Here is a 24,807-nt window from a genome sequence, read left to right as displayed (position 1 = left end):
TCGCACCGGACGTTCGCCCCAAGGGCATTCCGGTCCAGCGGAACACGACCCGTCCCCGCCCGCGATTCGTCGCCCGGCGCGCGGCCGTGCCCGCATCCCCCCTCGGCCCCGTCCGAGGCGCGCGCGAGGGGAGCGGGGAGGGGCCTGTCCACGCGGGCGGGCCCGCGCCGATATCCGGACACCCCTGTCACCCGAATGGTGGATCATGAGGGGATGTCGACCGAAAGCATGGACCGGATCATGGAACTCACCGACCGCCAGGGGCGCCGGGTGGTGCTCGACGAGATCACCGACGAGAACTGGCGGAGCGTCGCCGACGTGGCCCCCGCGGACGACCAGCGGCGCTTCGTGGCCGCTCTCGGCGCGCGCTACCTGCTGCTCTCCCTGCGGGGCGGGCTGTGGAACTCCCTCGCCGTCCGGGCGGGCGACGAGGTCGTGGGCCACGTCATGTGGGCGTACGACGACGAGGACGGCACCCACTGGATCGGCGGCATGATCGTGAACGCCGACGAACAGGGCAAGGGCGTCGGCCGCGCCGCGGTGCGCGCGCTGGTACGGCGTCTCGCGGCCCTTCCCGACTGCCGTGAGATCCGCCTCTCGTACCACCCGGACAACGCGCCCGCCGCCCGCCTCTACGCGTCCCTGGGCTTCGAGCCCACCGGCGACACCGAGGACGAGGAGATCGTCGCCGCCCTCGGCGTCACCGCCGCCGCGGCCTGACGCGCGGCCGGCCGAGCCGGCCCGGTGGGCCGGCTCGGCCGGTGCTGTGGAGCGGCTGGATCCGTGCCGCGGACCGGGGCGGTCAGTCGCCGTGGTCCGGGTCGGGTCAGTTGGCGTTCACGAGGTCGTGGGCGGGGACGGTGACGGTGCGCTTGCCGGGGGTGCCGCCGAGGACGACCTTGCGCAGGGCGCTGTTGTTGTCGAGGTCGGTCTCCTTCAGGCGCTTGGCCGGGTTGGCGAGCACCTGGATGTAGTACGTGCCGTTGGGCAGGTCCGTGATGTCGAAGGACTGGCCCGGCAGGTCCTGGGTGTAGGTGTCGCCGGAGCCCACGTCGAGCACCTCGCGGACGGAGATGGAGTTCTCCTGGCCGCACGCGGTGGACAGGTCGGTGTTGAAGGGGTGCCAGTTGGCGTTCTTCACCGTGTAGTCGACGGCGTCGGTGTTGGCGAGGCAGAAGGCCTCCTTGCCGCTGCGGACGGCCTCCTTCTTGTCCGCCTTCAGCAGCCGGTAGCTGGCGAAGTCGGTGAAGTGCCAGTGCACGTGGCCGGGGCGCGGGTCCCACTCCATGGTGCCGGTCGGGGTGTAGCCGACCTGCTTGCCGTTGGCGTCGTAGAAGTACTGGTACGCGTCCATCTTGGCCTTGCCGGGCGAGCGGAAGCCGTCGACGACGAGCTGGGCGGGGCCGGCGTTCCACACGTTCGCGCTGAAGGCGAGGTAGTCCTTGCCGGGGATGTCCTCGAAGCCGCCGTCGCTGATGGTGATGCCGTAGGCGGGCAGCGAACGCAGGTCGGGCTTGGGGACGTCGGGAACCTTGGGAGTGCCGGTGGGCCGCTTGGTCGCCGGGGCGAGAGCCGCCGCCTTGCGTGAGCCGTCGGTCTGCCCCGCGGTGTCGCCGGCTGCCTGGAGACCGGCCCGCCCGGCCTGCTGCTGCTTCAGCGCCCACGGGAGGGCGGGCGGCGCGGCCTTCAGGGGGCCGTGGCCGACGTTGTACGAGGGCCCTGCGCCGCTCGTGGCCGGCGCGCCCGCCTGGGCGGGCGTCGCGGCTCCGTGCCCGGCGTGCCCGGCGGGGGCCTGGTGCGCGGCGCCGTGTCCGGCGTGCTCGCCGGCGGCGGCCATCCGGCCGTTCTCCCAGCTGCGTTCCTCGACGGTGACCTTGACGGTCGCGGGCTTGTCGGCGATGCCGAAGAGGTCGCGGTACTTCTTGGCGACCCTCACCTTGGCCGTGTACGTGCCCGCGGCGAGCTTGACCGGCTGGGTGTAGGAACCGGCGTAGGTGTTGGCGGCCCAGCCCTTCTCGACGCCCCACACGGACCCGAGGGTGAAGGGGTTGGTCGGGCAGCTCTCCGGATACTTGGAGGTGGCGGGCGCGTCGGGGCGGACCCGGCCGCTGGCGTTGTTCGGGCAGAAGCTCTCCGCGCGGGTGAAGACCACCTTGCCGTTCTTGTCCGTGACGGTGACCTCGGCGAAGCCGGGCAGTCCGGAGAAGTCCTTCACGGTGCCGGCGGGCAGGGCCTTCGCCTTGGTCCTGCCGCCCTCGAACACGGTCTGGGTGATGGTCACCGGGTCCTTGTAGGACTTCCGGGTCACCTTCAGCTCCAGCGGCGAGCCCTCGGCGGTCAGGTAGGTGCCGAGGTCGAGGTAGACGCCCGGCTCCTCCTTCCACGAGGTGAGCGTGACCGACCCGGTCGCCGCGATGAGACTCAGCTTCGGCCCCGTCGCGGCCGTCGCCCGGTCCGGCGCGGCGGTCATGAAGCCGGCCGTCACGGCCATGGCGGCGACGGCCGTGGCACCCGCGATCAGCGGTCGCCGCATCCGGTTGGTGCGCGTCGTGGTCATCGTTCTCTCGTCCTCCGGAAGCTGTGGGGAAGCGACACGGCCGAGGCCCGGCGAGGCGGTTCGCGCTGCCGGGGCCCACGCGGTGTGGGCGCTCGCTGTGTCCGCGCTGTGAGAGGACGGTGGCGGACGGCTGGTTGTCCGGAGTGCCGAATCGTCTCGATGTTGGCCGGAAGGTGCTCTCGCGACGCAACCGGGACGTGCCCACCGGAACCACACCTCACCTGGGCGAAGAGGCAGAGGGGCGAGAACGGGTCGCACAGCGTTCGATGGCCCGAAAGCACCTGCCGCCGCTCTCGCCCCCGGTCGCCGCTAGACGGCGGGGCCCACCGGCCCGGTCGGTGCTGCCGGCCCTGCCGGTCCCGCCGGGTGGAAGTTGACGCGCTCGCTCACGACGGGGTAGCCGGCCTTGGCGAAGTTCGCCGCCATCGGGAAGTTGCCCCGGTCCGTCGCACCGCCGATGAACTGCGCGCCCTGCTCGACGAGGAAGTGAGTGCACTCCGCGAGCAGGTCGTAGGCGTAGCCGTGACCGCGCCGCTCCGGGACGACGCCGATGAAGCCGATCGTCGGACCGGAGGGGTTGTGGGCGGGGATGTGGATGCCGGCCAGGTCGCCCTCCTCCGTGCGCGCGATCTGCCACCACTCGCGCGGGGAGGGGCACCAGTGGAAGAAGTCGAGCTCCTCCTGGGCGGCCCGGTCGAGGCCGCCCTCCGCGATGGCCTTGAGCGCGTGAGCGTCCAGGGTGGCGGAGTGGATGCGGCGCAGCGCGTCGAAGAACACGGCGTCGTCGGGCTCCGCGTCGCAGCGCAGGCGTCCGGGCCGCTCGGGGAGACCGCGCTCCGGGGTCCAGCGGTACAGGTAGCGCTCCACCAGGGGTGCGTACCCCGCGGCACGCGCGGCGGCGAAGCGGGTCTCGGCGGCGGCCCGCAGCTCGGGCCGCTCCCGCCATCCACCGGGCAGGTTGATCTCCAGCTCGACCTGCCGGGGAGCGGAGCGCAGGAGTGCGGCCCCGGCCGCCTCCTCGCCCTCGGCCACGTCGAACCAGTTGATGTTCACGGGCTCCGAGTCCTCGGGGCCGCCCCACCAGGCGCCGCGGGCGACGACCTGGCCGTCGCGCAGGGCGACGCGCTTCCAGTCGGGGCGGAAGCGGGTACGCCGGTGGTTCTCACGCGCGCCGAGGGGGTCGGGGTGGGCGTCGAAGAGATGGGCGTCGCTCGTGGAGAGCGCGCGGATGACCGGATCGGTCACGGGTTCCTCCGGGATGAAGACGTGCTCGGAGCGCTCCCGGTCAGAATGCGTGAACCACGCCGGGACAGCCGGTGAGGGAGCGCTGGAAAGGTGTGGACCGCACGGCACTCGCCTCCTTCCGTCCGTCTCAGGGCGTGAGGCCACACGATAGGTGATCTTCCGCGGCCCGGTCCACGGATTTCCGCGCCGCTTCCCCGGCGCACGGGGGGGCCGGCGCACGGGGGCCCGGCGCACGGGGGCCCGGTCCTCCGCGGAATCGGCAACGGGCTCACTCCCGCGGCGAGTCGGCTCCCAGCTTGCGGCGTTCCCGGCGGTTGGGGTGGCGGACGACGACGCCTCCCATGCCCCCGGAGCCGGTGAGGCGGATGAGCGGGGTGCGCGGGAGGCGGGCGGAGGTGGTCTCGTCCTTCAGGCCGCCGGTGCCGGGGTCCATGCCGGTGACGTCAGCGGTCCAGCCGTCAGGGATGACGATCGTGACTCCGGACGTCTCGCCGTACGCCTCCACCACGATCTCCGCGAGACGGGACTCGACGCGGCTGAAGTCCAGCGTGACGCCCCCCACGCCTCCGTGGGCGATCACCCGGCCGGGCACCTCCCAGCGTCCGGGACCCCGGGTCGCGCCGGTCATGCCGCCCTTGAGGACGAGGGGCGGCAGGTCGTCCGCGCGGGGCGGGCTCGGCAAGTCCGCCGTCACGGCGGCGAGTTCGGCGTGCGTCCTGGACGTCAGGGCCTGTTCCAGGCGCGCGTCCAGCTCCTCGAAGTCGATGCGGCCCTCGGCCGCCGCGTCACGCAACCGCTCGACCACCGCCTCGCGTTCGTCGTCGGAGGCACGGATCGGTCCGGGCCGGGCGGGGCGCGGGGAGTCTGCGGGCGGCTGGGTGGTCATGGACACGAGCATACGCAGCGGGCCGAGCGCGCCCCGGGCGGTCGCACGGACCGCGCCCAGCACGCCGGCCCTGTCCGCACGGCCTTCGCAAGCTTGGCAATCCGCCACCACGGCCTTCACAGAAATTGGCATGCGTCCACGATTGATGGCACTGGGTGCCAGTGCCAGAGTCTGAGTGCGGCCCACCGAGCCCGGCAGATCCAGGCCGGACTCGGGGCTCGATTCACGCCCTGACATCGACAACCTCGAGTGACGTGCGGCCTGGGTCGGCTTGATTGCTCGCTCTGCCGCCCCGCCCGGGCGCCGGTGGGCCGCACCCCATGAAGACACGCAGTGCCGTGAACTCCGACCGCGTGGACAGGTTGGCAAACACGGCGGATCCGAAAAGGCGGACACCCACATGACGGACGACAGGACGCAGGCGGCCCGGGAGCTGGAGCGGCGCTGGGCGACGGACCCGCGCTGGACCGGCATCGAGCGCACGTACACGGCCGAGGACGTGCTGCGGCTCTCCGGGAGCGTGCGTGAGGAGCACACCCTCGCCCGGCGCGGTGCGGAGCGGCTCTGGCGTCAGCTGCACGAGCTGGACTACGTGCACGCGCTGGGAGCGCTGACGGGCGGTCAGGCCGTGCAGCAGGTGCGGGCGGGGCTGCGCGCCATCTACCTGTCCGGCTGGCAGGTGGCGGCCGACGCGAACCAGGCCGGGCACACGTACCCGGATCAGAGCCTCTACCCGGTGAACTCGGTGCCGCAGGTGGTGCGCCGGATCAACAACGCGCTGCTCCGGGCGGACCAGATCGCCACCGCGGAGGGCGGGGCGGACGGAACGGACTGGCTGGCCCCGATCGTCGCGGACGCGGAGGCCGGCTTCGGCGGGCCGCTGAACGCCTTCGAGCTCACGAAGGCGATGATCGCGGCCGGCGCGGCGGGCATCCACTACGAGGACCAACTGGCCTCGGAGAAGAAGTGCGGGCACCTGGGCGGCAAGGTCCTCGTGCCGACCGCGCAGCACATCCGCACGCTGAACGCGGCCCGGCTCGCCGCCGACATCGCGGATGTGCCCACCCTGATCGTCGCCCGCACGGACGCGCTCGCCGCGACGCTGCTGACCAGCGACATCGACGAGCGTGACGCGCCGTTCGTGACGGGCGAGCGGACGTCCGAGGGCTTCTACCACGTCCAGAACGGGATGGGGCCGGTGATCGCCCGCGGTCTCGCCTACGCTCCGTACGCCGACCTCATCTGGGTCGAGACCGGCACCCCGGACCTCGCCCAGGCCCGCGAGTTCGCCGAGGCGCTGCACGCGCGGTTCCCGGGCAAGATGCTGGCCTACAACTGCTCGCCGTCGTTCAACTGGAAGGCGTCCCTGGACGACGACCAGATCGCCAAGTTCCAGCGCGAACTCGGCGCCATGGGATACAAGTTCCAGTTCATCACGCTGGCCGGCTTCCACTCCCTCAACCACGGCATGTTCGACCTCGCCCGGGGCTACGCCGAGCACGGCATGACCGCTTATGTCGACCTCCAGGAGCGGGAGTTCGCCGCACAGGCCCAGGGCTTCACCGCCGTGAAGCACCAGCGTGAGGTCGGCACCGGATACTTCGACCTCGTCTCCACCGCCGTCAACCCCGCCTCCTCCACCACCGCGCTCACCGGCTCCACCGAGGAGGAGCAGTTCCACTAGGCCGTCCCTTCCGGACGTTGCCGGCCTGATCCGGAACGAACGGCCAAGGCGTCGCCCCGCGGGGGCGGGTGGGACCGGCCTCCCCCACCCGCCCCCGCGCGCACATCCCCTCGCCCGCAGCACAGGAGAGTTCCATGACCACCAGCGCACCGACCCGCAGCGTCCATGTCCTCGCCTCCGCGGGGGACCGGCACGACGAGATCCTCACCCCCGCGGCCCTCGACTTCCTCGGCCGGCTGGTCGAGGCCTTCGCCGCACGCCGCCAGTGGCTCCTGAAGGAGCGGCGGCGGCGGGCGATCCGGCTCGCCACCGGCACCCCGCTCGGCTTCCCCGTCGCCACCGCCGCCGTCCGCGAGGACCCGTCCTGGCGGGTGGCGCCTCCCGCGCCGGGGCTCACCGACCGCAGGGTCGAGATCACCGGGCCGCCCGCCGACCGCCGTATGGCCGTCAACGCGCTCAACTCCGGCGCCCGCGTCTGGATGGCGGACTTCGAGGACGCGACCGCACCCACCTGGGAGAACGTGATCGGCGGGCAGCTCACCCTGCTCGACGCGATCGAGCGGCGCATCGACTTCACGAGCCCCGAGGGCAAGCGGTACGCCCTCCGCGAGGACCCGGCCACCCTCGTCGTCCGGCCGCGCGGCTGGCACCTGGAGGAGCACCACCTGGAGTACGACGGCCGACCGGTCCCCGCGTCGCTCGTCGACTTCGGCCTGTACTTCTTCCACTGTGCCCAGCGGCAGATCGACGCGGGGCACGGCCCGTACTTCTACCTCCCGAAGCTGGAGAACCACTACGAGGCCCGGCTCTGGAACGACGTCTTCGTCCTCTCCCAGGACCTCCTCGGCATCCCCCGCGGCACCGTCCGCGCCACCGTCCTCATCGAGACGATCACCGCCGCGTTCGAGATGGAGGAGATCCTTTACGAGCTCCGCGAGCACAGCTCCGGACTCAACGCCGGCCGCTGGGACTACCTCTTCAGTCTGATCAAGACCTTTGGGCACCGCACCGACTTCCTTCTCCCCGACCGCGCCCGGGTGACCATGACCGCCCCCTTCATGAGGGCGTACACCGAACTCCTCGTCCGCACCTGCCACCGGCGGGGCGCCCACGCCATCGGCGGCATGGCCGCACAGGTGCCGAGCCGGGACCCCGAGGCGAACGCCGCCGCCCTGGCGAAGGTCCGGCTCGACAAGGAACGGGAGGCGGAGGACGGCTTCGACGGCTCCTGGGTGGCCCACCCGGGGCTGGTGCCCGCCTGCCGCGAGGTCTTCGACGCGGTCCTCGAAGAACGGCCCGACCAGATGCACCGCACCCGGGAGGACGTCGCCGTCACCGCACCCGACCTGCTGTCCGTCCGGCGGATCAGCGGCCCGCCCACCGAGGAGGGGGTGCGGACCAACGTGGCCGTCGCCCTGCGGTACTTCGACGCCTGGCTGCGCGGCCAGGGCGCCGTCGCGCTGTACGGACTCATGGAGGACGCGGCCACCGCCGAGATCGCCCGTGTCCAGATCTGGCAGTGGCTCCGGCACCGCGTGATCGACCGCCCGACCGTCCTGCGGCACCTCGACGGTGAACTCGCGGCGCTGGGTGCCGAGTTCCCGTGGGCCGACCTGGGCGCGGTGCGACGCCTCTTCGAGGAGACCACGCTCGCCTCGGAGCTCCCGGCGTTCTTCACGCCCTCCGCGTACGCCCGCCACCTCGTCCGCGCCCCGGAGGACCGCGCATGACCGCCGCCGGCACCCGGCCCGACGGAATCCGGAGCGTCGGCGTCGTCGGCGGCGGGCAGATGGGGGCGGGCATCGCCGAGGTGTGCGCCCGGGCGGGTCTGGACGTCCTGGTGTGCGAGGCGACCGCCGAGGCCGCCGCGTCGGCCCGCGAGCGGATCGCGGTCTCCCTCGAACGCGCGGTGCGGCGCGGCAGGTTCGACCGACCCTCCGCCGAGGCGGCGCTCGACCGGATCGCCGTCACCGCCGACCTCGCCGACCTGTCGGACCGCCGGCTGGTCGTCGAGGCGATCGTGGAGGACGCCGCCGCCAAGGCCGAGGTGTTCACCGCGCTCGACAAGATCGTCACCGATCCCGCGGCGATCCTGGCCACCAACACCTCCTCGCTCCCCGTCATGCGCCTCGCCCAGGCCACCGGCCGCACGGAACGCGTGGTGGGGCTGCACTTCTTCAACCCCGTACCCGTCCTCCCGCTGGTGGAAGTCGTGTCCACCCTCCGCACCTCCCCCGACGTCACACGGGAGGTCACGGAGTTCGCCGAGGGACGCCTGGGCAAGTCAGTCGTCCACTCCACCGATCGCGCGGGCTTCGTCGTCAACGCGCTCCTCGTCCCCTACCTCCTGTCCGCCATCCGCATGACCGAGTCCGGCTTCGCCTCGGCCGCCGACGTCGACCGCGGCATGGAGGCGGGCTGCGCCCACCCCATGGGACCGCTGCGACTGGCCGACCTCATCGGCCTCGACACCGTCGCCGCGATCGCGGATTCGCTCTACGAGGAGTTCAAGGAGCCCCTGTACGCGCCTCCCCCGCTGCTCCAGCGGATGGTGGAGGCGGGCCTGCTGGGCCGCAAGACGGGCCGCGGGTTCCACACGTACGACGGGGGATGACGGGGTCCCGGGCGGCCATGGGGCGCTGCCGCGCCGTGGCGGGCGCGGCGAGGCCGGGGGCAGGGACAGCTCCCCGGGACTCGGCGGTGGAGGGGGCCGGCGGCACCGGGCACGACGGCGCCGGCGCGAAGTCCCTGCGGTGGTCGGCCGGATGAGCGGTCGTGCGCGCTCTCACCGGCCCCGCATGGTGCCGCGTGCCGTCGCCCCCGCCCACCAGAGCATGCCCGCACCGACGAGCAGCGGCCACAGCAGGCCCGGGGCGTCCGGGGCGGCGCCGCGCGCCGGACCGTCCACGACCGCCAGGCAACCCAGCGCCACCAGAGGTCCCCTCGCCTGCCACAGCAGGGCCGCGAGCGGGCCCGTGTCGCCCAGCGGAGTCATCGAACCGATCATCAGGTGCACGGGGACGACACCCCGGTAGGCGCTGACCAGCGCCGCACCGACCAGCGCGGGTACGAGTGCGGGCAGCACCCACAGCCGCTCCGGCGCCGGCCCGAGTGCGACGGCGACGGTCGCGCCGAGGGCGAACAGCACCAGCAGTCCCGCCGCGGGCACCCATCCGTGCCGGAGCGCGAGCGAGCGGGCGGACCACGGAAGGGGCGCGGAGCGCCGGGTGTCGTCCGTCTCCAGCCGGGCCGCTTCCGCCAGTTGCGCCGCGGCCAGGTACCCGGCCGGCAGGGCGAGGAGGTACACCGCCGTCGGCGCGTCCTCCAGGCAGAGCAGGCCCACGGTCGCGGCGGTCCAGGCCACGGCCCCCACCGGTCGGGCCGGGGCGCGCAGCAGGGCGGTCGCGTCCCGCCACGGGACGAGCAGCCATCCGCGCCGGGGATACGGCGGGCGGGCGGCGGGGCGCACCCGGCGGGAGCGGGTGGCGCGCACGGCCGCCCGGGCCTGCCGCAGATCGAGGGAGTACAGGGAGGCCCGCACCCGCAGCGCGGTGCCGGCCTGGGCGCGCAGGACGCGGGCCGGAACACGTACGGCGGCGTCCGCTCCCGCCCGCCCCGCGAGGGCGAGGGCGAGGACCGAGAGGACGGCCCCGGTCCACCCGGCCGCCGCGGGGGCTCCGTCCGCCACCGCCAGGAGGGGCAGCGCGGCCCAGCCCCACGGGCCGGACCAGGGCACGACCGGCTCCGCGAAGCGCCCGCCGCCCGCCAGGGAGGCGGCGGCGAGCAGCCACAGGACGCTCACCAGCGCCCACGCCGTCCGCCGGATCCAGGGCTCGCGCCGCTGCCCGGTGCCACCGTGCCGCTGGACCAGGGCGCCCAGGGCGGTCCCGGCGAAGCCGGCCGCCGCACCGGTCGTCGCTCCCGCGGCCGTCACGGCCCACCAGGAGCCCGCGCCGAGGGCGTGGAGCAGGAAACCGGCCGTGGCTCCGACGGCGGCCCCGATGCCGGTGGTGGTGGCCGAGGCCGCGCCGAAGCGGGGCAGCAGCAGGGCGCGGCGGAGGACGGGCTGGGGCACCAGCCAGGACAGCGCGGCCGGTTCCAGCCGTACCGGCCCCTGCCAGAGGGCGCGCGCCGCGGGCAGCAGTACGGCGGTGGCCAGGAGGGCGGGGAGGAGGGTCGGGAGCGAGGCGAGCAGGCGCTCGGCCGCCTCGCCGCGCAGGCGGCCGTCGGCTCCGGCGCGCGCCGCGCCGGCCAGCAGGGGGACGACCCAGATGCCGGCCAGCAGGACCGTGCAGTACAGGGTGTAGGCGATGCTCCTGCGCCGCTCGTCGCGCGCCTCCGTGCGGGCGGTCCTGAGCCTGGCGAGGACCGCGCGGGTGTGCAGGGCCGCTTCCGCCTCGTCCGCCGGGCGGACCCGTCGTGACGTCAGCTCAGCCACCGAGCACGCCCGTGACGAGCAGTCCCGCGCCGGACACGCTGTACTCGGCGTCGGCCACGGCGTCCGCGAGTTCGCGGTTGTGGGTGGCGAGGAGGACGGCGGTGCCGCGCGCCTTGGCCGCCCGCAGGCGTCCGGCCAGTCGGACCCGCGCGTCGGCGTCGAGGCGCTGCTCGGGCTCGTCGAGCAGCAGCAGCTCGGCGGGGCGTACGAAGGCCTGCGCCAGCGCCAGCAGCTGGCTCTGGCCGGAGGACAGCTGGTGGGGCAGCGCGTCGGCGCGCTCGGTGAGGTGGTGCTCGGCCAGCACCCGGTCCACGGCGTCGGCCGCCGCGTCGCCGAGGCCGTGCGCGAGGGCGACGAGCATCAGGTGTTCGTGGACGCTGAGGTCGGGGTAGCCGACGCCGCTGTCCAGGACGGTGGCGACACCGGCGCGTACGGAGCGGTCGTCCTCGGAGACCGCGATGCCGCGCAGGGTGACCGTGCCGGACCGCGGGAGTTCCCGCCCGGCGGCGAGCCGTAACAGCGTGGACTTCCCCGAGCCGTTCTCGCCGAGCAGGGCGACGCACTCGCCCTCGCGGACGGTGAGGCTCACCCCGTTCAGGACGTCCCGCCCGTCGTATCCGTGCCGTACGTCCGTCAGTTCCAGCAGTGCGCTCATGTCCCGGTGCCCGCCCCGTGCCTTCGATCGTGCGCGTCGGCCCGGAGGCCGTCATGACCATGGACGGCCATCGTAGGTGACGCCGGGGGACGGCCTTCGGGGGCGGTGTGGGGGGGGCGGATCAGGCGGTACGGGAGCGGCGGTCGCACCGGCGGACGCCCCGCTCGCCGCGCCGTCGTGCGCCTACGGTTGAGGGTGGTGGCGCGGCTGGGCCGGCTCCAGGTACTCGGGACAGTCCGGGTTGTGGCAGGGACCCGGTCCCCAGACGGGGACGAACATCCCGAGGGTCTTGTGACGGCGCTGGACCACCGTGTCGACGTTCTGCTTGCAGGCCGGGCATGCCACCGCACCGGACTGCCCTACTTCGCGTGGTTTTTTACCCATTTTTTAACGATAGACCTGTGGCGGGGTTATGGAAACTGCTTCGGCTCCGTCTCCTCCGGCCCCGAAGGCGGTTCCGGGGGTTCTTCCGGGAGCGGCTCCTCCGCCGGCTCCGGGGGCGGCGGGCGGCGCAGGCTGAAGAGGACGGAGGCCGCGAGCACGGTGGCGATCACCCCGAGGCTGACGGGGGACGGGATCTCCGGGATCGACGGGCTGATCATCTTGTGGGAGGCCTGGAGGATCAGCTTGACGCCGATGAAGGAGAGGATGACCGCGAGCCCGGTGTTGAGGTAGTGGAACCGGTCCAGCAGGCCGGAGAGCATGAAGTACAGGGCGCGCAGGCCCAGGATGGCGAAGGCGTTGCTGGTGTAGACAATGAAGGCGTCGTCGCTGACGGCGAGGACCGCGGGGACGCTGTCGACGGCGAAGACCAGGTCGGCCGCCTCGATGGCGGCGACCACCGCGAGCAGGGGCGTCGCCACCCGCTTGCCCGCCTCCATGACGAAGAACTTCGCCCCCGCGTACTCGTCCCTGACCGGGATGACCCGCCTCAGCATCCGCACGGCGAAGCTCTTGCCCGGGTCGAAGGTGTCCTCCTGGTCCTTGAGCAGCTTGTAGGTGCTGTAGAAGAGGACGGCGGCGAAGACGAAGAGGACCGCGGTGAAGCGGCTGACGACGGCCACGCCGAGGGAGAGGAAGATGCCGCGGAAAACGAGGGCGCCGATGACGCCGAAGAACAGCACGCGGTGCTGGTAGGCGCGGGGCACCTTGAAATAGCCGAAGATCACGGCGAAGACGAAGAGGTTGTCGACCGACAGGCTCTTCTCCAGCAGCCAGGCCGTCGTGTACTCGGTGCCGGCGGTCGAGCCGAGGACGAGGAAGACCACGCCGCCGAAGACGAGGGCGAGGCTCACCCACAGGGCGCTCCAGGCGGCCGCCTCCTTGAAGCCGATGACGTGCGCGCTCCGGTGGGCCAGGAGGTCCACCGTCAGCGACACCACCACCGTCACGGCGAACGCCGCCCACAGCCAGAACGGGACATCGAGCACGTCGGCCACTCTCCCCGTGGCCGGTGCCGGAGGCGCACCAGCCCCTTGGTACGAGTCTGCGGCATGGCGCGCCGGGGCGCCGCTCCTGGCCGTGGGCCCCCGGCACCTCACGGGTCCGCGACGCCCGCCCCCGCGTGCGGCCGGGGGACAGGGCGGGGCCGGGCGAGGCAGCGCGGGGCCGGGTGGCGGCCACCTCGACGCGGGAACCCGTCCCCGGTTCTCGATGCCGATCCGCGTTTCCTCTACAGTGATGTAGAAATCTTTTGTGATCCTTTTGCCCACCGACTCCACCGAGGCCGGAGCCGCCGGCTCCCCCGCCCTCTCCGCAAGGAGCCGCTTCTTGTCCGCCAGTCCGACGTCCACCGCCACCGCTCCCCAGGGGTGCGGAAGCCGATGAACGCCGCTCTCGGCCTGCTGGCCGTCCTCGTCCTGACCGCCGGCACCGGGTACTTCGTCGCCCAGGAGTTCGCCTACGTCGCCGCCGACCGCCTCGCGCTCGCCCGCGAGGCGGCGGCGGGCGACAAGCGGGCCGCCCGCGCCCTGAAGGTCCTCGAACGCCTCTCCTTCATGCTCTCCGGAGCACAGCTCGGCATCACCGTCACCGGCCTGGTCGTCGGTTTCCTGGCCGAGCCGTCCGTCTCCGCCCTGCTCAAGCCCGCGCTGGACGGGACGGACCTGTCGGACGGCGCGGTGTCGGCGATCTCGGTCGTCCTCGCCTTCGTGATCGCGACCGTGCTCCAGATGGTCCTGGGCGAGCTCGCCCCGAAGAACCTCGCGCTCGCCGTGCCCGAGCGGCTCGCCAAGTCGCTGGCCTCCTCCACCCTCCTGTACCTGAAGGTCGTCGGACCGGTCGTCCGGGTCTTCGACGGAGCCGCCAACAAGCTCCTGCGGAAGGTCGGCATCGAGCCCGTCGAGGAGCTGCACCACGGCGCCACGCTCGAGGAGCTCAGCCACCTGATCGGCGAGTCCCACGAGCAGGGTGAGCTGCCGGCCGACACCGCCGAGCTCCTCGACCACGCCCTCGAATTCTCCGAGCGGACTCTGGACGAGGTGATGGTGCCGCGCGCCGACGCCGTCTTCGTCCGCAAGGACGCCACCCTCACCGAGGCGGTCGAGCTCATCGCGCGGCACGGCCACTCCAACTACCCCGTCCTCGGCGACCACCCCGACGACGTGGCCGGCGTCCTCGGCGTGCGCGACCTCGCGCGGCTGCCCGCCGACCGTTTCGACACGGTCACCGCCGGGCAGGCCGACCGCGCTCCCCTGCTGCTGCCTGACACGCTGCCGCTGCCGCAGGCGGTGGCGCGGATGCGGGAGGCGGACGACGAGTTCGCCGTCGTCCTGGACGAGCACGGCGGCGTCGCCGGCATCGTCACGTACGAGGACATCGCCGAGGAACTCGTCGGCGACATCGCCGACGAGACCGACACCGTCGTCGCTCTCGCCGTCCCGGACGGCGACGGCTGGCGGGTCGACGCGGGCCGCCGCCTCGACGAGATCGAGGACGCCACCGGCATCGCGCTGCCGGGCGACGACGACTACGACACCGTCGCCGGTCTGATCATCGACCGCCTCGGCCGCTTCCCGACCATCGGCGACGGCCTCACCGTCGACGACGTCCGCATCGACGTCCTCAGCCTCGACCGGCACGTCCCCGGACGCGTCCGCATCGCCCACCTTCCGCCCGCCGCCGAGGAGGCCCAGGCATGAGCTTCCCCATGGCCCTGTTCATCACCGTGCTGCTCCTCATCGGCAGCGGTTTCTTCGTCGCCGCCGAGTTCGCGCTCGTCGCCGCCAAGCGCCACCGCATCGAGAAGGCCGTCGCGGACGGACAGCGCGGCGCCAAGGCCGCCCTCGCGGGCATGCGCGAGCTGTCCCTCATGCTGGCCGGCGCCCAGCTCGGCATCACGCTCTGCACCCTCGGGCTCGGTGCCATCTCCAAGCCGGCCGTCTCCCACGCCATCGACCCCCTGCTGGTGGACCTCGGCCTGCCGAGCACCCTCAGCTACGCCATCGCCTTCGCGATCGCCATGATCGTCGTGGTCTTCCTCCACATGGTGCTCGGCGAGATGGCGCCCAAGTCCTGGGCCATCGCCCACCCCGAGCGCTCGGCCATGCTGCTCACCCCGCCGTTCCGGGCCGTGGTCAAGGTGGTGCGCCCCCTGATCTGGGTGCTCAACAAGGTCAGCAACACGCTCGTACGCCTGTGCCGGGTCCAGCCCCGGGACGAGCTCGCCGCCGTCCACAACCGCGAGCAGCTCACCCATCTGGTCGCGGAGTCCGAACGCCTGGGCCTCATCAACAAGACCGACTCCCAGCTCATCACCCGCTCGCTCACCGAGCCGCAGACCCCGGTCGCCGTGCTCCAGACCCCGGCGGACGACATCGTCTCCGTCCCCGCCGACGCCGATCTCGACACGATCCTCGCCCGCGCCTCCGAGGCCGACCGCTCCCGCCTCCTCGTCCGTGACGGAAGCCGGCTCCTCGGCTCGGTGCACGCCCGGGACGTCCTCGTGGCCCGCGTCCGCGGTCGCGCCCGTACGGCCGGAGAGCTCGCCCGTCCCGTACCGGAACTGACCGCCGGCACCACCGTCTCCGAGGCCGTCGAGCACCTGCGGCGGCGGCGCGCCTCCCTCGCCCTCGTCAGGGACGAGGACGGCACCCTGACCGGCCTGATCAGCCTGGACGACCTGCTGGTCCGGATCATGGGACCGCAGGTCTGAGGGGACCGGCGCCGTCGAGCCACTGCGACGGCGCCACCGAGACCGTCGCCCGGGCCGTCGAGACCTCCGACCAGGCTATTCAGTTCGCCGTCGGGCTCGTTCCGCCCTCCGCCGGGGCTGCCGAGACCCCCGACCGACCGGTCAGTCCCCCGCCGGGGCTGCCGAGACCTCCGACCGGTCGATCAGCCCACCGCCGGGGGCCGCCCAGACCTCCGGCCGGCCGGTCGGTCCTCCGCCGGGGCCGGCCCGCGCGGACGGACCGAGGTGCCGAGCGCGACGAGCGCCGCGGTGGCGCCCAGAGCTGCGAGGACGCCGAACAGCTGGGGGATCCCGCCGAGGGGCGGGGCCAGGAGCGCCGCGGCGAAGGGGGCGAGGGCCGACGCCGTCATGGCGGGCGCGCCGAGGATGCCGGACAGACGCCCGTAGTGGGTGGCGCCCCAGCGCTCGGTGATGGCGGTGGCCTGGAGCAGGGTGAGGTTGCCGCGCACCACCCCGGCGACGACCGACACCGCCATGAGCAGGCCGTACGGCCCCGGGACGGCCGCGAAGGCGGCGGTGGTCAGGGCCCCCAGGGCGATGAGGACGACCGTGCGGGTGGTGGTGCCGGTGCGGCGGGCGAGGGCCGCGTAGAGAGTACGGCCGAGGGTCTGGCCGACGCCTCCGACACCGAGGGCCCACGCCGCCTGGCCGGTGGTGTACCCGCGCTCCAGCAGCAGCGGGACGAGGGTGAAGACGACGGCGTACATCGCGAGCGCCGAGAGCGTCAACGCCACCCCGAGCAGCAGGAACGGACGGCTCCGGACGACGGCCCGGGGCGTCTCGTCCGGCCGCTCCGTGCCCGGCGGCGCCGGTGGCCACGGCGCGCGCAGGGCGAGCGCGTGGGCGGGGACGGTGACCGCGGCGAGGACGGCCGCGAGGACGAGGTACGTGGTGCGCCAGGTGAAGTGGTCGGCGAGGACGGCGGTGAGGGGCGCGAAGACGGTGGAGGCCAGGCCCCCGGCGAGCGTGACGATCGTCAGGGCGCGCACGTGCCCCGGGGCGAACCAGCGGGTGAGGGCGGCGAACGCGGGCTGGTAGAAGGTCGTGGCCATGGCGAATCCGGCCAGGCCCCATCCCGCGAAGAACACCGGCAGGTTCGGGGCCGAGGCGACGACCGCCAGGCTCACCGCGCCGACGGCGGAGCCCGTGGTCATGACCGTGCGGGGCCCGCGCCGGTCGATGATCCGGCCGACACGGATCCCGGCGAGTCCGGAGACGATCAGCGCGAGCGAGAACGCGGCCATGGTGGCGGTGGTGGACCAGCCGGTGGCGGCCGTGATCTCGGGATTGAGCACGGGGAAGGCGTAGTAGACGATCCCCCAGCCGGTGACCTGGGTGACGCAGAGCGCGGGCAGCACGGCGCGGGGCCGCGACCGGTCCCCCGTACCGGTCGCGGCCCCGCCCGCGCGGGTGTCGAGGTCGGTCACGAGCCGCAGGAGGGCGCCGGGGCCGCGGTCCCCGGCGGCACGAGCGCCGGCACGGGGGCGCAGCAGCCGCCGTCCTCGGACGCGGATCCCTCCCGCGGGGCCTCGTCGAAGAGGCCGGCGCCGCCGCACACGCCGGTCTCCGGCAGGACCAGCTCGACGCGCTCGGCGGACGCGCGGTCTCCGGCGATCGCGGCGACGACGGAGCGGACCTGCTCGTAGCCGGTCAGGGCGAGGAAGGTCGGCGCGCGGCCGTAGGACTTCATGCCGACAAGGTAGACACCCTCTTCGGGGTGGGACAGCTCCTTCACGCCGTGCGGGTACACGGTGCCGCAGGAGTGCTGGTTGGGGTCGATCAGCGGGGCGAGCGCGACCGGCGCCTGAAGGCGCTCGTCGAGGCCGAGGCGGAGCTCGTCCAGGAAGGTCAGGTCGGGGCGGAAGCCGGTGAGGACGACCAGTTCGTCGACGGGGTCGGACCGGCGGCCGTCCTCGGCCACCAGCACGAGACGGCCCTCGGCGTCGCGCTCGACGGCGTCCGTGCGGAAGCCGGTGACGGCATCCGCGTGCCCCGCGTCGACGGCGGCCTTCGCGGCGAGGCCGAGAGCGCCGCGCGCGGGGAGCTGGTCGGCGGCGCCGCCGCCGAAGGTGGAGCCTGAGATGCCCCGGCGCAGGATCCAGGTGGCGTGCGTGCCTGCCCCGTCGTCGGACTTCGCCAGCTCGGCGAGGAGGGCGAGGGCGGTGAACGCGGAGGCGCCGGAGCCGATGACGGCGGTGCGCCTGCCCGCGTACCGGGCGCGGGTGGCGGGGTCGCGGAGGTCGGGGACGCGATACGAGATCCGGTCGGCGGACGCGCGCTCGCCGAGGGCCGGCAGTCCGTCGCCGCCGGCGGGGCCGGGGGTCGACCAGGTGCCGGAGGCGTCGATGACGGCGCGGGCGGTGATCCGCTCCTCGCGCCCGTCGGCGTGGGCGACGTGCACGGTGAAGGGCCGGGCGCCGCGGTCGGCGTCGACGATCCGGTCACGGCCGGAGCGCGAGACGCCGGTGACGCGGAGGCCGGTGCGGACGCGGTCGCCGAGGGTGTCGGCGAGCGGCTGGAGGTAGCGGTCGGCCCAGTCGCCGCCGGTGGGGTACGTCGCCGGGTCCGGCTTCACCCAGCCGGTCGGGGCCAGCAGCTTCTCCGCCGCCGGGTCGGTGACCTCGCCCCAGGTGGAGAAGAGCCGGACGTGGCCCCACCCGCGCACTGCCGCGCCGGCCCGCTCCCCGGCCTCCAGGACCAGGGGCTCCAGGCCGCGGTCGACGAGGTGCGCGGCGGCGGCGAGGCCTGTCGGGCCGGCCCCGATGACCACGACGGGCAGGTGGTCGGTGGTGGTCGCGGTGGCGGCGTTCATGACGGGTCCCCTTTGCTTCGACGTCTGTCGATCTCTCGTTCCTCAGCATGGCACTCCATATCGACAGACGTCAACATAGACATCTGTCGATTCAAGAACCCTGGGCGACACTGCTTCGACATGTGTCAACATAGACATATGTCGAATGCGAAGGCGCTGCCGCTGGTGGAACCGACCGTCGAGCCGTGCTGCCCACCGCTCACCGAGCGTCCGCTGACGGCCGAGGAGGCCGAGCGGACCGCCGCCCTGTTCAAGGCCCTGGGCGATCCGGTGCGCCTGCGCCTGTTCTCCGCCGTGGCCTCGCACGAGGGCGGCGAGGCGTGCGTCTGCGACATCTCCGACGTGGGCGTCTCCCAGCCGACGGTCTCGCACCACCTGAAGAAGCTGAAGGAGGCCGGGCTGCTCACCTCGGAGCGGCGCGGCACCTGGGTGTACTACCGCGTCGAGCCCGCCGTCCTCGCCGCGATGGGCGCGCTGCTGACGAAGGCCGCCGCGGCCTGAGCGAGCCCGGCCACGGCCGGGAGGCCGCCCGGGCGGGTCAGCGCCCCGGCCCGCCGGCGATCCGGCGGACGGCGTCCCGGGCCGTACGGCCGACCCCGATGAGCGTGGCGGACGCCGGGCCGGTCCAGTCGCCGTAGCCGACGAGGTGGAGCCGGGGCTCGCCCACCGCCTCCGTGCCGACCGTGGGGACGCGACCGCCGGGCCCGCGCAGCCCGAGCGGGGAGAGGTGGGCCAGGGCGGGCCGGAAGCCCGTGCACCAGATGACGGTGTCGGCGTCCGCACGGGTGCCGTCCGCCCACGCGATCCCGGTCGTGGTGAGGCGGGTGAACATCGGGCGGCGGTCGAGGAGTCCGGCGTCGCGGGCCGCGCGGACGGGCGGGACGGGGACGATGTCCCCGAGCGACGCGCCCCCGCCGGTGTCGGCGCGGCCCTCGTCGAGCGCCCGGTGGCGGGCGGTCGCCGCGTCGAAGAGCGCGCGGCCGTCGATGTCGTCGGCCAGATAGCGGGGCTCGCGCGGGGTGACCCAGATCAGTTCGGAGCCGTACGCGAGGTCGGCGGCGATCTGGGCGGCGGAGTTCCCTCCCCCGACCACGACGACCCGGCGCCCGGCGAAGTCCCCGGGCCTCCGGTACGCGACGGAGTGGAGCTGTACGCCGGTGAACTCCGCGCGCCCCGGCACGGCCGGGAGGAACGGCCGCGAACCGGTCCCGGTCGCGCTGACGACCGCGCGGGCCCGCCACGTCCCCGCGTCCGTCTCGACCCGCAGGAACGCGCCGTCGCGGCGCACGGCCTCGACGCGGACCGGACGGACGACGGGCAGCTCGTACCGCCGCTCGTAGTCGGTGAGGTACGAGACGACGTGGGCCGCGTCCGGGTAGGTCTCGCCGGGCTGCGGCGGCATGAGCCGGCCGGGCAGCGAGGAGTACGCGGCCGGGGAGAACAGCCGCCCGGGCCGGGCCGGTCGTCGAGGACGACGAAGCCGAGGCCGGCGCGGCGCAGGTGGTACCCGGTGGCGAGGCCCGCCTGCCCTCCGCCGATGACGACGACGTCCACGTCGGCGCCCATGCCCAGGTCGGCGCCCATGTCCGCGTACGCGGCCGGGTCCACGTCGGCTTCCGCGTCCACGTCGGTTTCCGCCTCCGCGTCGGCGTACGCGTCCACGTCCGCGCTGTCGTGCCCGCTCATCGCCGTCGCCTCCCTCCCTCACCCTCGGCGGGGGAGAACTTCCGGCGCCAGGCCAGTGACACATGGACCAGGGCGACGAGGACGGGGACCTCGATCAGCGGGCCGACGACGCCGGAGAGCGCCTGGCCGCTGGTGACGCCGAAGGTGGCGATGGCGACGGCGATGGCGAGCTCGAAGTTGTTGCCGGCGGCGGTGAAGGCGAGCGTGGCGGTGCGGTCGTAGCGCAGGCCGAGCGCCTTGCCGAGCGCGAAGGTGCCGAACCACATGATCGCGAAGTAGACGAGGAGGGGGAGCGCGATGCGGGCGACGTCGAGGGGCCGCGAGGTGATCGTCCTCCCCTGGAGGGCGAAGAGGATGACGATCGTGAAGAGCAGGCCGTAGAGGGCCCAGGGGCCGATCTTCGGCAGGAACCTCGCCTCGTACGACTCCCGGCCCAGCTTCTTCTCGCCGATGCGGCGGGTGAGGAAACCGGCGACGAGCGGGAATCCGAGGAAGACGACGACGTTCAGGGCGATCTTCCCCATGGAGATGTCCAGCGTCTCGCCCTCGCCCAGGCCGAGCCATCCGGGGAGGATGTCGAGGTAGAACCAGCCCAGCAGGCCGAAGGCCAGGACCTGGAAGACCGAGTTCAGGGCGACCAGGACGGCCGCCGCCTCGCGGTCGCCGCAGGCGAGGTCGTTCCAGATGATGACCATGGCGATGCAGCGGGCGAGGCCGACGATGATCAGGCCGGTGCGGTACTCGGGCAGGTCCGGCAGGAAGATCCACGCCAGGGCGAACATCACCGCCGGCCCCAGGACCCAGTTCACGACCAGCGACGACGCCATGAGCTTCTTGTCGCCGGTGACGGCGTCGAGCCTGTCGTAGCGGACCTTGGCGAGCACCGGGTACATCATGATCAGCAGACCGGCGGCGATCGGGAGCGAGATGCCGCCGATCTCGACCTTCGCGAGGGCGTCGTTCAGGCCCGGGATCAGCCGCCCCAGACCGAGGCCGAGGCCCATGGCGAGGAGGATCCAGACGGCGAGGAAGCGGTCGAGGGTCGACAGCTTCGCGACGGCCGAGCCGTCCTCGGCGGCGGTCGCGGGGGCGGTGGCACTCAACAGGACCTCTTGGCATCGGTGTTGGCGCGGGCCGTGGCGGCGAGATCGGCGAACCGGCCCGCGAGCGATTCGAGGACCTCGGGTTTGAGCCGGTAGTACGTGAACCGGCCGCACGGCTCGGTCTCCACCACCCCCGCCTCCCGGAGCACCTTGAGGTGGTTGGAGAGGTTGGTCTGCCTCGCTCCCGTCTCCTCGACCAGATGCGTGGTGCACAGGGTCTCGCGGGCGAGCAGGGTCACGATCCGGAGCCGCAGCGGGTCGGCGAAGACCTTCAACAGCTCAGTGTCGACTGACGTCACCATGGGCTGATATTTTCACATCAGTGAAGGGTGATGCCAGTCCGGGCTGACGCCCGACCGTCACAGAGGAAGAATCGATGCCCGAGTCCCCGCTCGCGTCCGTCCTGTTCGTCTGCGTCCACAACGCGGGGCGTTCCCAGATGGCCGCCGGATTTCTCCGGCACCTCGCCGGCAACCGCGTCGAGGTCCGGTCCGCCGGCTCCCTCCCCGGCGACCGGGTCAACCCGGCCGCCGTCGCCGCCATGGCCGAGCTCGGCATCGACATCTCCGACCAGAAGCCGAAGGTCCTCACCTCCGAGGCCGCCCAGGCGTCGGACTACATCATCACCATGGGCTGCGGCGACGCCTGCCCGTACTTCCCCGGCAGGACCTACCTCGACTGGACCCTTGAGGACCCGGCCGGCCAGGGCGTCGAGGCGGTCCGCCCCATCCGCGACGAGATCAGGACGCTCGTCGGGAACCTCGTCGCCGAGATCGACGCCGGGGGCAGCGGGAAGTAGCGGTGGGAGCCGCGACTCGTCAGGGAGCGGGGGCCCTTCCCCGGCGCCGAGCGCGGGGGTGGGCCCGGTCGGCGTTCGCGAGGCGGAGACCCTTGCCGGGCGCCGCGCGGTGGGGCGGTCACGGACGGCCGCGCGGGACGGAGAGTCACGGACGGCACCGCGCGGTGGGCGGTCACGGTCGGCCGTCGCGGATCGGGGACCCGCGCCCGGCACCGCGCGGAGGGGGCTTTCACCGTCAGTCGTCGCGAGGCGGGGCTCGGGCCCTCCCCGCAGGTCGGAGCAGGTACGGAGGCCTATAGGCTGCGCGGGCAGTTGACGTGTGCGGCATCGAGCGCGACGACGACCGCTTCCGCCCCCCGTCCTCCTGGAGTCCGCCCCGCCATGCGCCGTGCCCTCGCCCCGACCCTCGTCTGTGCCGTGCTCCTCACCGCCGGGTGCGCGGCGAAGGAGCCCGCGAGCACGGCCTCCGCACCGGCGGCCACCGACGCGCGCCCCTCCGCGCCCACCCCGACCGCGTCGGACCCGGCCGGCGCGGCCCCGGCGACGCCGGCCCCGGTCGACGGCACGCGGGAGGTACGCGCGGCCGTGGCCGGTCTCGGCACGGCGCGCACGGCGTTCCGCTGGCAGGTCGGCGCGCCCGACAAGTCGACGTACGCCCTCACGGGCGAGGGCCGCCACGACTTCGCCCGCAAGCGCGGAACCCTCGAGGTGGGCCTGGAGGACGCGGCACGGTTCGAGCTGGTCTTCACCCCGAAGCACCTCTACATGCGCGGCACCACGCAGAAGGAGTCCGTCGACTGGATGTCCACGGAGCGGGCCGGGATCAAGGCCCAGCGCATCCTGAAGGCACCGGGCAACGACCCCGAGTACCTGGTGCGCCAGGTGGCGATGGGCGAGAAGTTCGAGCGGGTCGGCGGGGAGGACGTGGCCGGGACGCCGACCACGCACTACCGGGGTGCGCTCCCCCATCGGGCGCTGACCCTGAACATGACCGAGGAGGCCCGGGAGAAGACCGACCAGCTGCGCGACATGCTGGACGGCACGATCCCCGCCACCGCCGAGGCGTGGATCGACGACCGGGGCCGGCTCGTCCGGATCCGGCTGGGGATGCGCATCGACGGGACGATCGCGTCGGAGACGACGCTGACCTTCACCGAACCGGGCAGGCCCGTCGAGGTGGATGTCCCGGCCCACTCCGTCGACATGCCCTCCTCGACCATGATCTAGAGCCGGAGCCCGCCCCTCGGCCGACCTCACCGGCCGAGGGTGATCCGCGCGTCCCGCGTCAGCCGCTCGCGTGCGACGTCCGCGCCACTCCTGCTCCTGGTCCTGGTGCTGCCGCGCCTGGGCCGGACCGGTGAACCCTCCGTACGCGACGGCTGCCGGCGCGACGACGAGCGCGGACCTGTGCGGTCGGCCCGGCGCCGCCCTGGGCGCCCGACCCCCGGCACGAGCCCACTACCGGCATCACCCCCGCCGCCGTTGCCCGGACCGGGAGGAGGCGCGAAGCGGCCCCCTTCCCTCGGCCGCCCGTCATGACGCCCGGCCTGCCGGCCGGCGTGTCAGCGGGCGTACCGGCACGCGCGAGGACGCGTACTCGGGAGACGGGCGTCAACCACCCGCGACGGACTCCTTCGGGAGAGTGGATCCGGTTGCCGTCAAGATCAGCCGACTCCTACGGTTCTGAGCTGCTGAAACAGCGTGCTCCCCCGCCTGAGCGGCCGGTTGGCCGGACCCCTCGGGCGCGGGCCCGAAGAGAAGGACGCCCTCATGCCTGCGAACCGGCCTGACGAAGTGGAGCCGGCGCGGGCGCTGGGGAACGCGTTGCGCGACCTCCAGCGGCGCTCCGGGCGCACCCTCCGCGCCCTCGAAGAGAGTCTGCGCATCAGCGATTCGTCGCTGTCGCGGTACTTCTGCGGCAGCACCGTCCCGCCGTGGTCCACGGTCGACGACCTGTGCAAGGCGCTCGGCGGTGACCCGCTCAAATTCCGCCACCTGTGGGAGGCGGCCGACCGGGGCCAGCGCCGGCCCGCACAGGCGGCAGGCCCGACCGCTCCGGGCGACGACGCGGCGCGGCCCCCGAGCCCTGCGACCGATGACGATGCGGCGGACGCCGCGACCCCCCGGCCCGCCCCGCGTCGCCGTCCCTCCCTCCCGGGCGGGCGCACCGCCTCGGCCGTGACGGGGGCCGTGCTCGGGCTGCTGCTGGGGGTCGGGAGCACGCTCCTCCTGCGGTCCTCCGCCCCGGACTCCGGCGACGGGACGCCGTCCGTCGCGCACGGCGCACCCGCCGCCTCGCCGGACGACAGGATCTTCGTGAGCCGCGCGACCGGGGCCTGCCTCGACGACAGCCTCGACCAGGGCACGCGCTCGTACCCCTGCAACGGCATGCCGTACCAGCGATGGTCCGCCCGGCCCCTGGCCGACGGCGGCAAGCAGCTCCGCAACCACGCGACGGGCGAGTGCCTGGAGCACGGCGCCGACGGCCTGCGCACGGCGCCGTGCGGCCGGGCCGCCTCCCAGCGCTGGAGCGTCCGCGTGGGGGACGACGCCGCGTACGAGGTGCGCAGCATCGCGACCCACCGCTGCCTGGACGACAGCCCGGAGGGGCTGCGGATGCTGTCCTGCGACCGATCGGTACGCCAGAAGTGGGCGTGAGCGGGGGCAGGGAGGACGAGACGGGGGCGGCTCGGCGCGACCCGGGGGCCGCGACGGCCGGCCGCAAGGCCGACGGAGACCGACGGAGACTG

20 protein-coding genes and 1 pseudogene are annotated in these 24,807 nt (G+C 73.7%); 10 read left to right on the top strand and 11 right to left on the bottom strand.

The genetic code is table 11. The annotated features are described in order from the left end of the window. Positions 1-213: 213 nt before the first annotated feature. On the top strand, positions 214-720 hold the full coding sequence (locus ACF1BN_RS25725; RefSeq protein WP_392333957.1) for a GNAT family N-acetyltransferase: 507 nt from the start codon (positions 214-216) through the stop codon (positions 718-720). 106 nt (positions 721-826) lie between these two features. On the opposite strand, the gene ACF1BN_RS25720 is transcribed toward ACF1BN_RS25725, so the two are convergent. From ACF1BN_RS25720 to ACF1BN_RS25710, 3 genes are all read right to left on the bottom strand, one after another. Continuing rightward, a complete protein-coding gene (locus tag ACF1BN_RS25720) occupies positions 827-2,557 on the bottom strand; it encodes a lysyl oxidase family protein (protein WP_392333956.1) in 1,731 nt (576 codons plus the stop codon). Between the two features lie 309 nt (positions 2,558-2,866). After that, positions 2,867-3,802, bottom strand: coding sequence for a GNAT family N-acetyltransferase (locus ACF1BN_RS25715; protein WP_392333955.1), 936 nt, complete (start codon positions 3,800-3,802; stop codon positions 2,867-2,869). A gap of 268 nt (positions 3,803-4,070) precedes the next feature. Next, complete coding sequence (locus ACF1BN_RS25710) at positions 4,071-4,688, bottom strand: DUF1707 domain-containing protein (RefSeq protein ID WP_392333954.1); 618 nt, start codon at positions 4,686-4,688, stop codon at positions 4,071-4,073. A 400-nt stretch (positions 4,689-5,088) separates the two neighbouring features. Here ACF1BN_RS25710 and aceA point away from each other — a divergent pair, with 400 nt between their 5' ends. The 3 genes from aceA (at position 5,089) to ACF1BN_RS25695 (ending at position 8,986) form a co-directional block, all read left to right on the top strand. Next, the gene (gene aceA, locus ACF1BN_RS25705) at positions 5,089-6,372 is read left to right on the top strand and encodes an isocitrate lyase (RefSeq protein ID WP_392333953.1); all 1,284 of its coding nucleotides are present in this window, start codon (positions 5,089-5,091) and stop codon (positions 6,370-6,372) included. A 134-nt stretch (positions 6,373-6,506) separates the two neighbouring features. Beyond that, positions 6,507-8,102: a malate synthase A gene (aceB, locus tag ACF1BN_RS25700; RefSeq protein ID WP_392333952.1), complete on the top strand. Its 1,596-nt coding sequence runs from the start codon at positions 6,507-6,509 to the stop codon at positions 8,100-8,102. Beyond that, positions 8,099-8,986 carry a 3-hydroxybutyryl-CoA dehydrogenase gene (locus ACF1BN_RS25695; protein WP_392333951.1) on the top strand — a complete coding sequence of 296 codons (888 nt, stop codon included), beginning with the start codon at positions 8,099-8,101 and terminating at the stop codon, positions 8,984-8,986. Before aceB ends, ACF1BN_RS25695 begins: the two co-directional genes overlap by 4 nt. Positions 8,987-9,157: 171 nt before the next feature. Here the strand turns inward: ACF1BN_RS25695 and ACF1BN_RS25690 are convergent, their stop codons facing one another. From ACF1BN_RS25690 to ACF1BN_RS25680, 3 genes are all read right to left on the bottom strand, one after another. Then, a complete protein-coding gene (locus ACF1BN_RS25690; protein ID WP_392333950.1) occupies positions 9,158-10,810 on the bottom strand; it encodes a hypothetical protein in 1,653 nt (550 codons plus the stop codon). Beyond that, positions 10,803-11,465, bottom strand: coding sequence for an ATP-binding cassette domain-containing protein (locus ACF1BN_RS25685; protein WP_392333949.1), 663 nt, complete (start codon positions 11,463-11,465; stop codon positions 10,803-10,805). The genes ACF1BN_RS25690 and ACF1BN_RS25685 overlap by 8 nt, the downstream gene beginning before the upstream one ends. A gap of 410 nt (positions 11,466-11,875) precedes the next feature. After that, entirely contained in the window at positions 11,876-12,895 is a 1,020-nt protein-coding gene (locus ACF1BN_RS25680; RefSeq protein ID WP_392333948.1) for a TerC family protein, read from the bottom strand. A gap of 393 nt (positions 12,896-13,288) precedes the next feature. Here ACF1BN_RS25680 and ACF1BN_RS25675 point away from each other — a divergent pair, with 393 nt between their 5' ends. Both ACF1BN_RS25675 and ACF1BN_RS25670 read left to right on the top strand, forming a co-directional pair. After that, entirely contained in the window at positions 13,289-14,605 is a 1,317-nt protein-coding gene (locus ACF1BN_RS25675; protein WP_392333947.1) for a hemolysin family protein, read from the top strand. Beyond that, complete coding sequence (locus ACF1BN_RS25670; RefSeq protein ID WP_392333946.1) at positions 14,602-15,618, top strand: hemolysin family protein; 1,017 nt, start codon at positions 14,602-14,604, stop codon at positions 15,616-15,618. The genes ACF1BN_RS25675 and ACF1BN_RS25670 overlap by 4 nt, the downstream gene beginning before the upstream one ends. Positions 15,619-15,800: 182 nt before the next feature. Here the strand turns inward: ACF1BN_RS25670 and ACF1BN_RS25665 are convergent, their stop codons facing one another. Then, positions 15,801-17,084, bottom strand: a complete 1,284-nt coding sequence (locus ACF1BN_RS25665; protein ID WP_392333945.1) for an MFS transporter — start codon at positions 17,082-17,084, stop codon at positions 15,801-15,803. After that, positions 17,081-18,469 (bottom strand): FAD-dependent oxidoreductase, encoded by a 1,389-nt coding sequence (locus tag ACF1BN_RS25660; protein ID WP_392333944.1) that lies wholly within the window; start codon positions 18,467-18,469, stop codon positions 17,081-17,083. The genes ACF1BN_RS25665 and ACF1BN_RS25660 overlap by 4 nt, the downstream gene beginning before the upstream one ends. A gap of 138 nt (positions 18,470-18,607) precedes the next feature. Between ACF1BN_RS25660 and ACF1BN_RS25655 the strand changes: the two genes are divergently transcribed. Continuing rightward, positions 18,608-18,970, top strand: a complete 363-nt coding sequence (locus ACF1BN_RS25655; protein ID WP_392333943.1) for an ArsR/SmtB family transcription factor — start codon at positions 18,608-18,610, stop codon at positions 18,968-18,970. 37 nt (positions 18,971-19,007) lie between these two features. On the opposite strand, the pseudogene ACF1BN_RS25650 reads toward ACF1BN_RS25655, so the two are convergent. The 3 genes and pseudogenes from ACF1BN_RS25650 to ACF1BN_RS25640 all read right to left on the bottom strand — a co-directional run bounded on the left by ACF1BN_RS25650 (position 19,008) and on the right by ACF1BN_RS25640 (position 21,560). Beyond that, positions 19,008-20,035 (bottom strand): annotated as a pseudogene (locus ACF1BN_RS25650) (ArsO family NAD(P)H-dependent flavin-containing monooxygenase). A gap of 116 nt (positions 20,036-20,151) precedes the next feature. Beyond that, positions 20,152-21,258, bottom strand: coding sequence for an ACR3 family arsenite efflux transporter (gene arsB, locus ACF1BN_RS25645; protein WP_392333942.1), 1,107 nt, complete (start codon positions 21,256-21,258; stop codon positions 20,152-20,154). Next, the gene (locus ACF1BN_RS25640) at positions 21,255-21,560 is read right to left on the bottom strand and encodes an ArsR/SmtB family transcription factor (protein ID WP_392333941.1); all 306 of its coding nucleotides are present in this window, start codon (positions 21,558-21,560) and stop codon (positions 21,255-21,257) included. The genes arsB and ACF1BN_RS25640 overlap by 4 nt, the downstream gene beginning before the upstream one ends. A 74-nt stretch (positions 21,561-21,634) precedes the next feature. Between ACF1BN_RS25640 and ACF1BN_RS25635 the strand changes: the two genes are divergently transcribed. From ACF1BN_RS25635 to ACF1BN_RS25625, 3 genes are all read left to right on the top strand, one after another. Further along, positions 21,635-22,057: an arsenate reductase ArsC gene (locus tag ACF1BN_RS25635; protein WP_392333940.1), complete on the top strand. Its 423-nt coding sequence runs from the start codon at positions 21,635-21,637 to the stop codon at positions 22,055-22,057. A gap of 381 nt (positions 22,058-22,438) precedes the next feature. Continuing rightward, complete coding sequence (locus ACF1BN_RS25630) at positions 22,439-23,284, top strand: hypothetical protein (RefSeq protein WP_392333939.1); 846 nt, start codon at positions 22,439-22,441, stop codon at positions 23,282-23,284. A 543-nt stretch (positions 23,285-23,827) separates the two neighbouring features. After that, a complete protein-coding gene (locus tag ACF1BN_RS25625; RefSeq protein WP_392333938.1) occupies positions 23,828-24,715 on the top strand; it encodes a helix-turn-helix domain-containing protein in 888 nt (295 codons plus the stop codon). The last annotated feature ends 92 nt before the right edge of the window (positions 24,716-24,807 follow it).

The organism is Streptomyces sp. NPDC014861 (assembly GCF_043081625.1).
GTDB lineage: Bacteria > Actinomycetota > Actinomycetes > Streptomycetales > Streptomycetaceae > Streptomyces.
Note: the sequence above shows the minus strand (reverse complement) of the source record. Positions and strands in the feature narration are given on the sequence as shown.

Coding starts and splice junctions, on each gene's coding strand:
- ACF1BN_RS25695 (WP_392333951.1), top strand. CDS start 8,099: ATGACCGCCGCCGGCACCCGGCCCGACGGAATCCGGAGCGTCGGCGTC.
- ACF1BN_RS25630 (WP_392333939.1), top strand. CDS start 22,439: ATGCGCCGTGCCCTCGCCCCGACCCTCGTCTGTGCCGTGCTCCTCACC.
- ACF1BN_RS25655 (WP_392333943.1), top strand. CDS start 18,608: ATGTCGAATGCGAAGGCGCTGCCGCTGGTGGAACCGACCGTCGAGCCG.
- ACF1BN_RS25720 (WP_392333956.1), bottom strand. CDS start 2,557: ATGACCACGACGCGCACCAACCGGATGCGGCGACCGCTGATCGCGGGT.
- ACF1BN_RS25670 (WP_392333946.1), top strand. CDS start 14,602: ATGAGCTTCCCCATGGCCCTGTTCATCACCGTGCTGCTCCTCATCGGC.
- ACF1BN_RS25625 (WP_392333938.1), top strand. CDS start 23,828: ATGCCTGCGAACCGGCCTGACGAAGTGGAGCCGGCGCGGGCGCTGGGG.
- aceB (WP_392333952.1), top strand. CDS start 6,507: ATGACCACCAGCGCACCGACCCGCAGCGTCCATGTCCTCGCCTCCGCG.
- ACF1BN_RS25685 (WP_392333949.1), bottom strand. CDS start 11,465: ATGAGCGCACTGCTGGAACTGACGGACGTACGGCACGGATACGACGGG.
- ACF1BN_RS25635 (WP_392333940.1), top strand. CDS start 21,635: ATGCCCGAGTCCCCGCTCGCGTCCGTCCTGTTCGTCTGCGTCCACAAC.
- ACF1BN_RS25640 (WP_392333941.1), bottom strand. CDS start 21,560: ATGGTGACGTCAGTCGACACTGAGCTGTTGAAGGTCTTCGCCGACCCG.
- ACF1BN_RS25675 (WP_392333947.1), top strand. CDS start 13,289: ATGAACGCCGCTCTCGGCCTGCTGGCCGTCCTCGTCCTGACCGCCGGC.
- ACF1BN_RS25710 (WP_392333954.1), bottom strand. CDS start 4,688: ATGACCACCCAGCCGCCCGCAGACTCCCCGCGCCCCGCCCGGCCCGGA.
- ACF1BN_RS25725 (WP_392333957.1), top strand. CDS start 214: ATGTCGACCGAAAGCATGGACCGGATCATGGAACTCACCGACCGCCAG.
- aceA (WP_392333953.1), top strand. CDS start 5,089: ATGACGGACGACAGGACGCAGGCGGCCCGGGAGCTGGAGCGGCGCTGG.
- ACF1BN_RS25660 (WP_392333944.1), bottom strand. CDS start 18,469: ATGAACGCCGCCACCGCGACCACCACCGACCACCTGCCCGTCGTGGTC.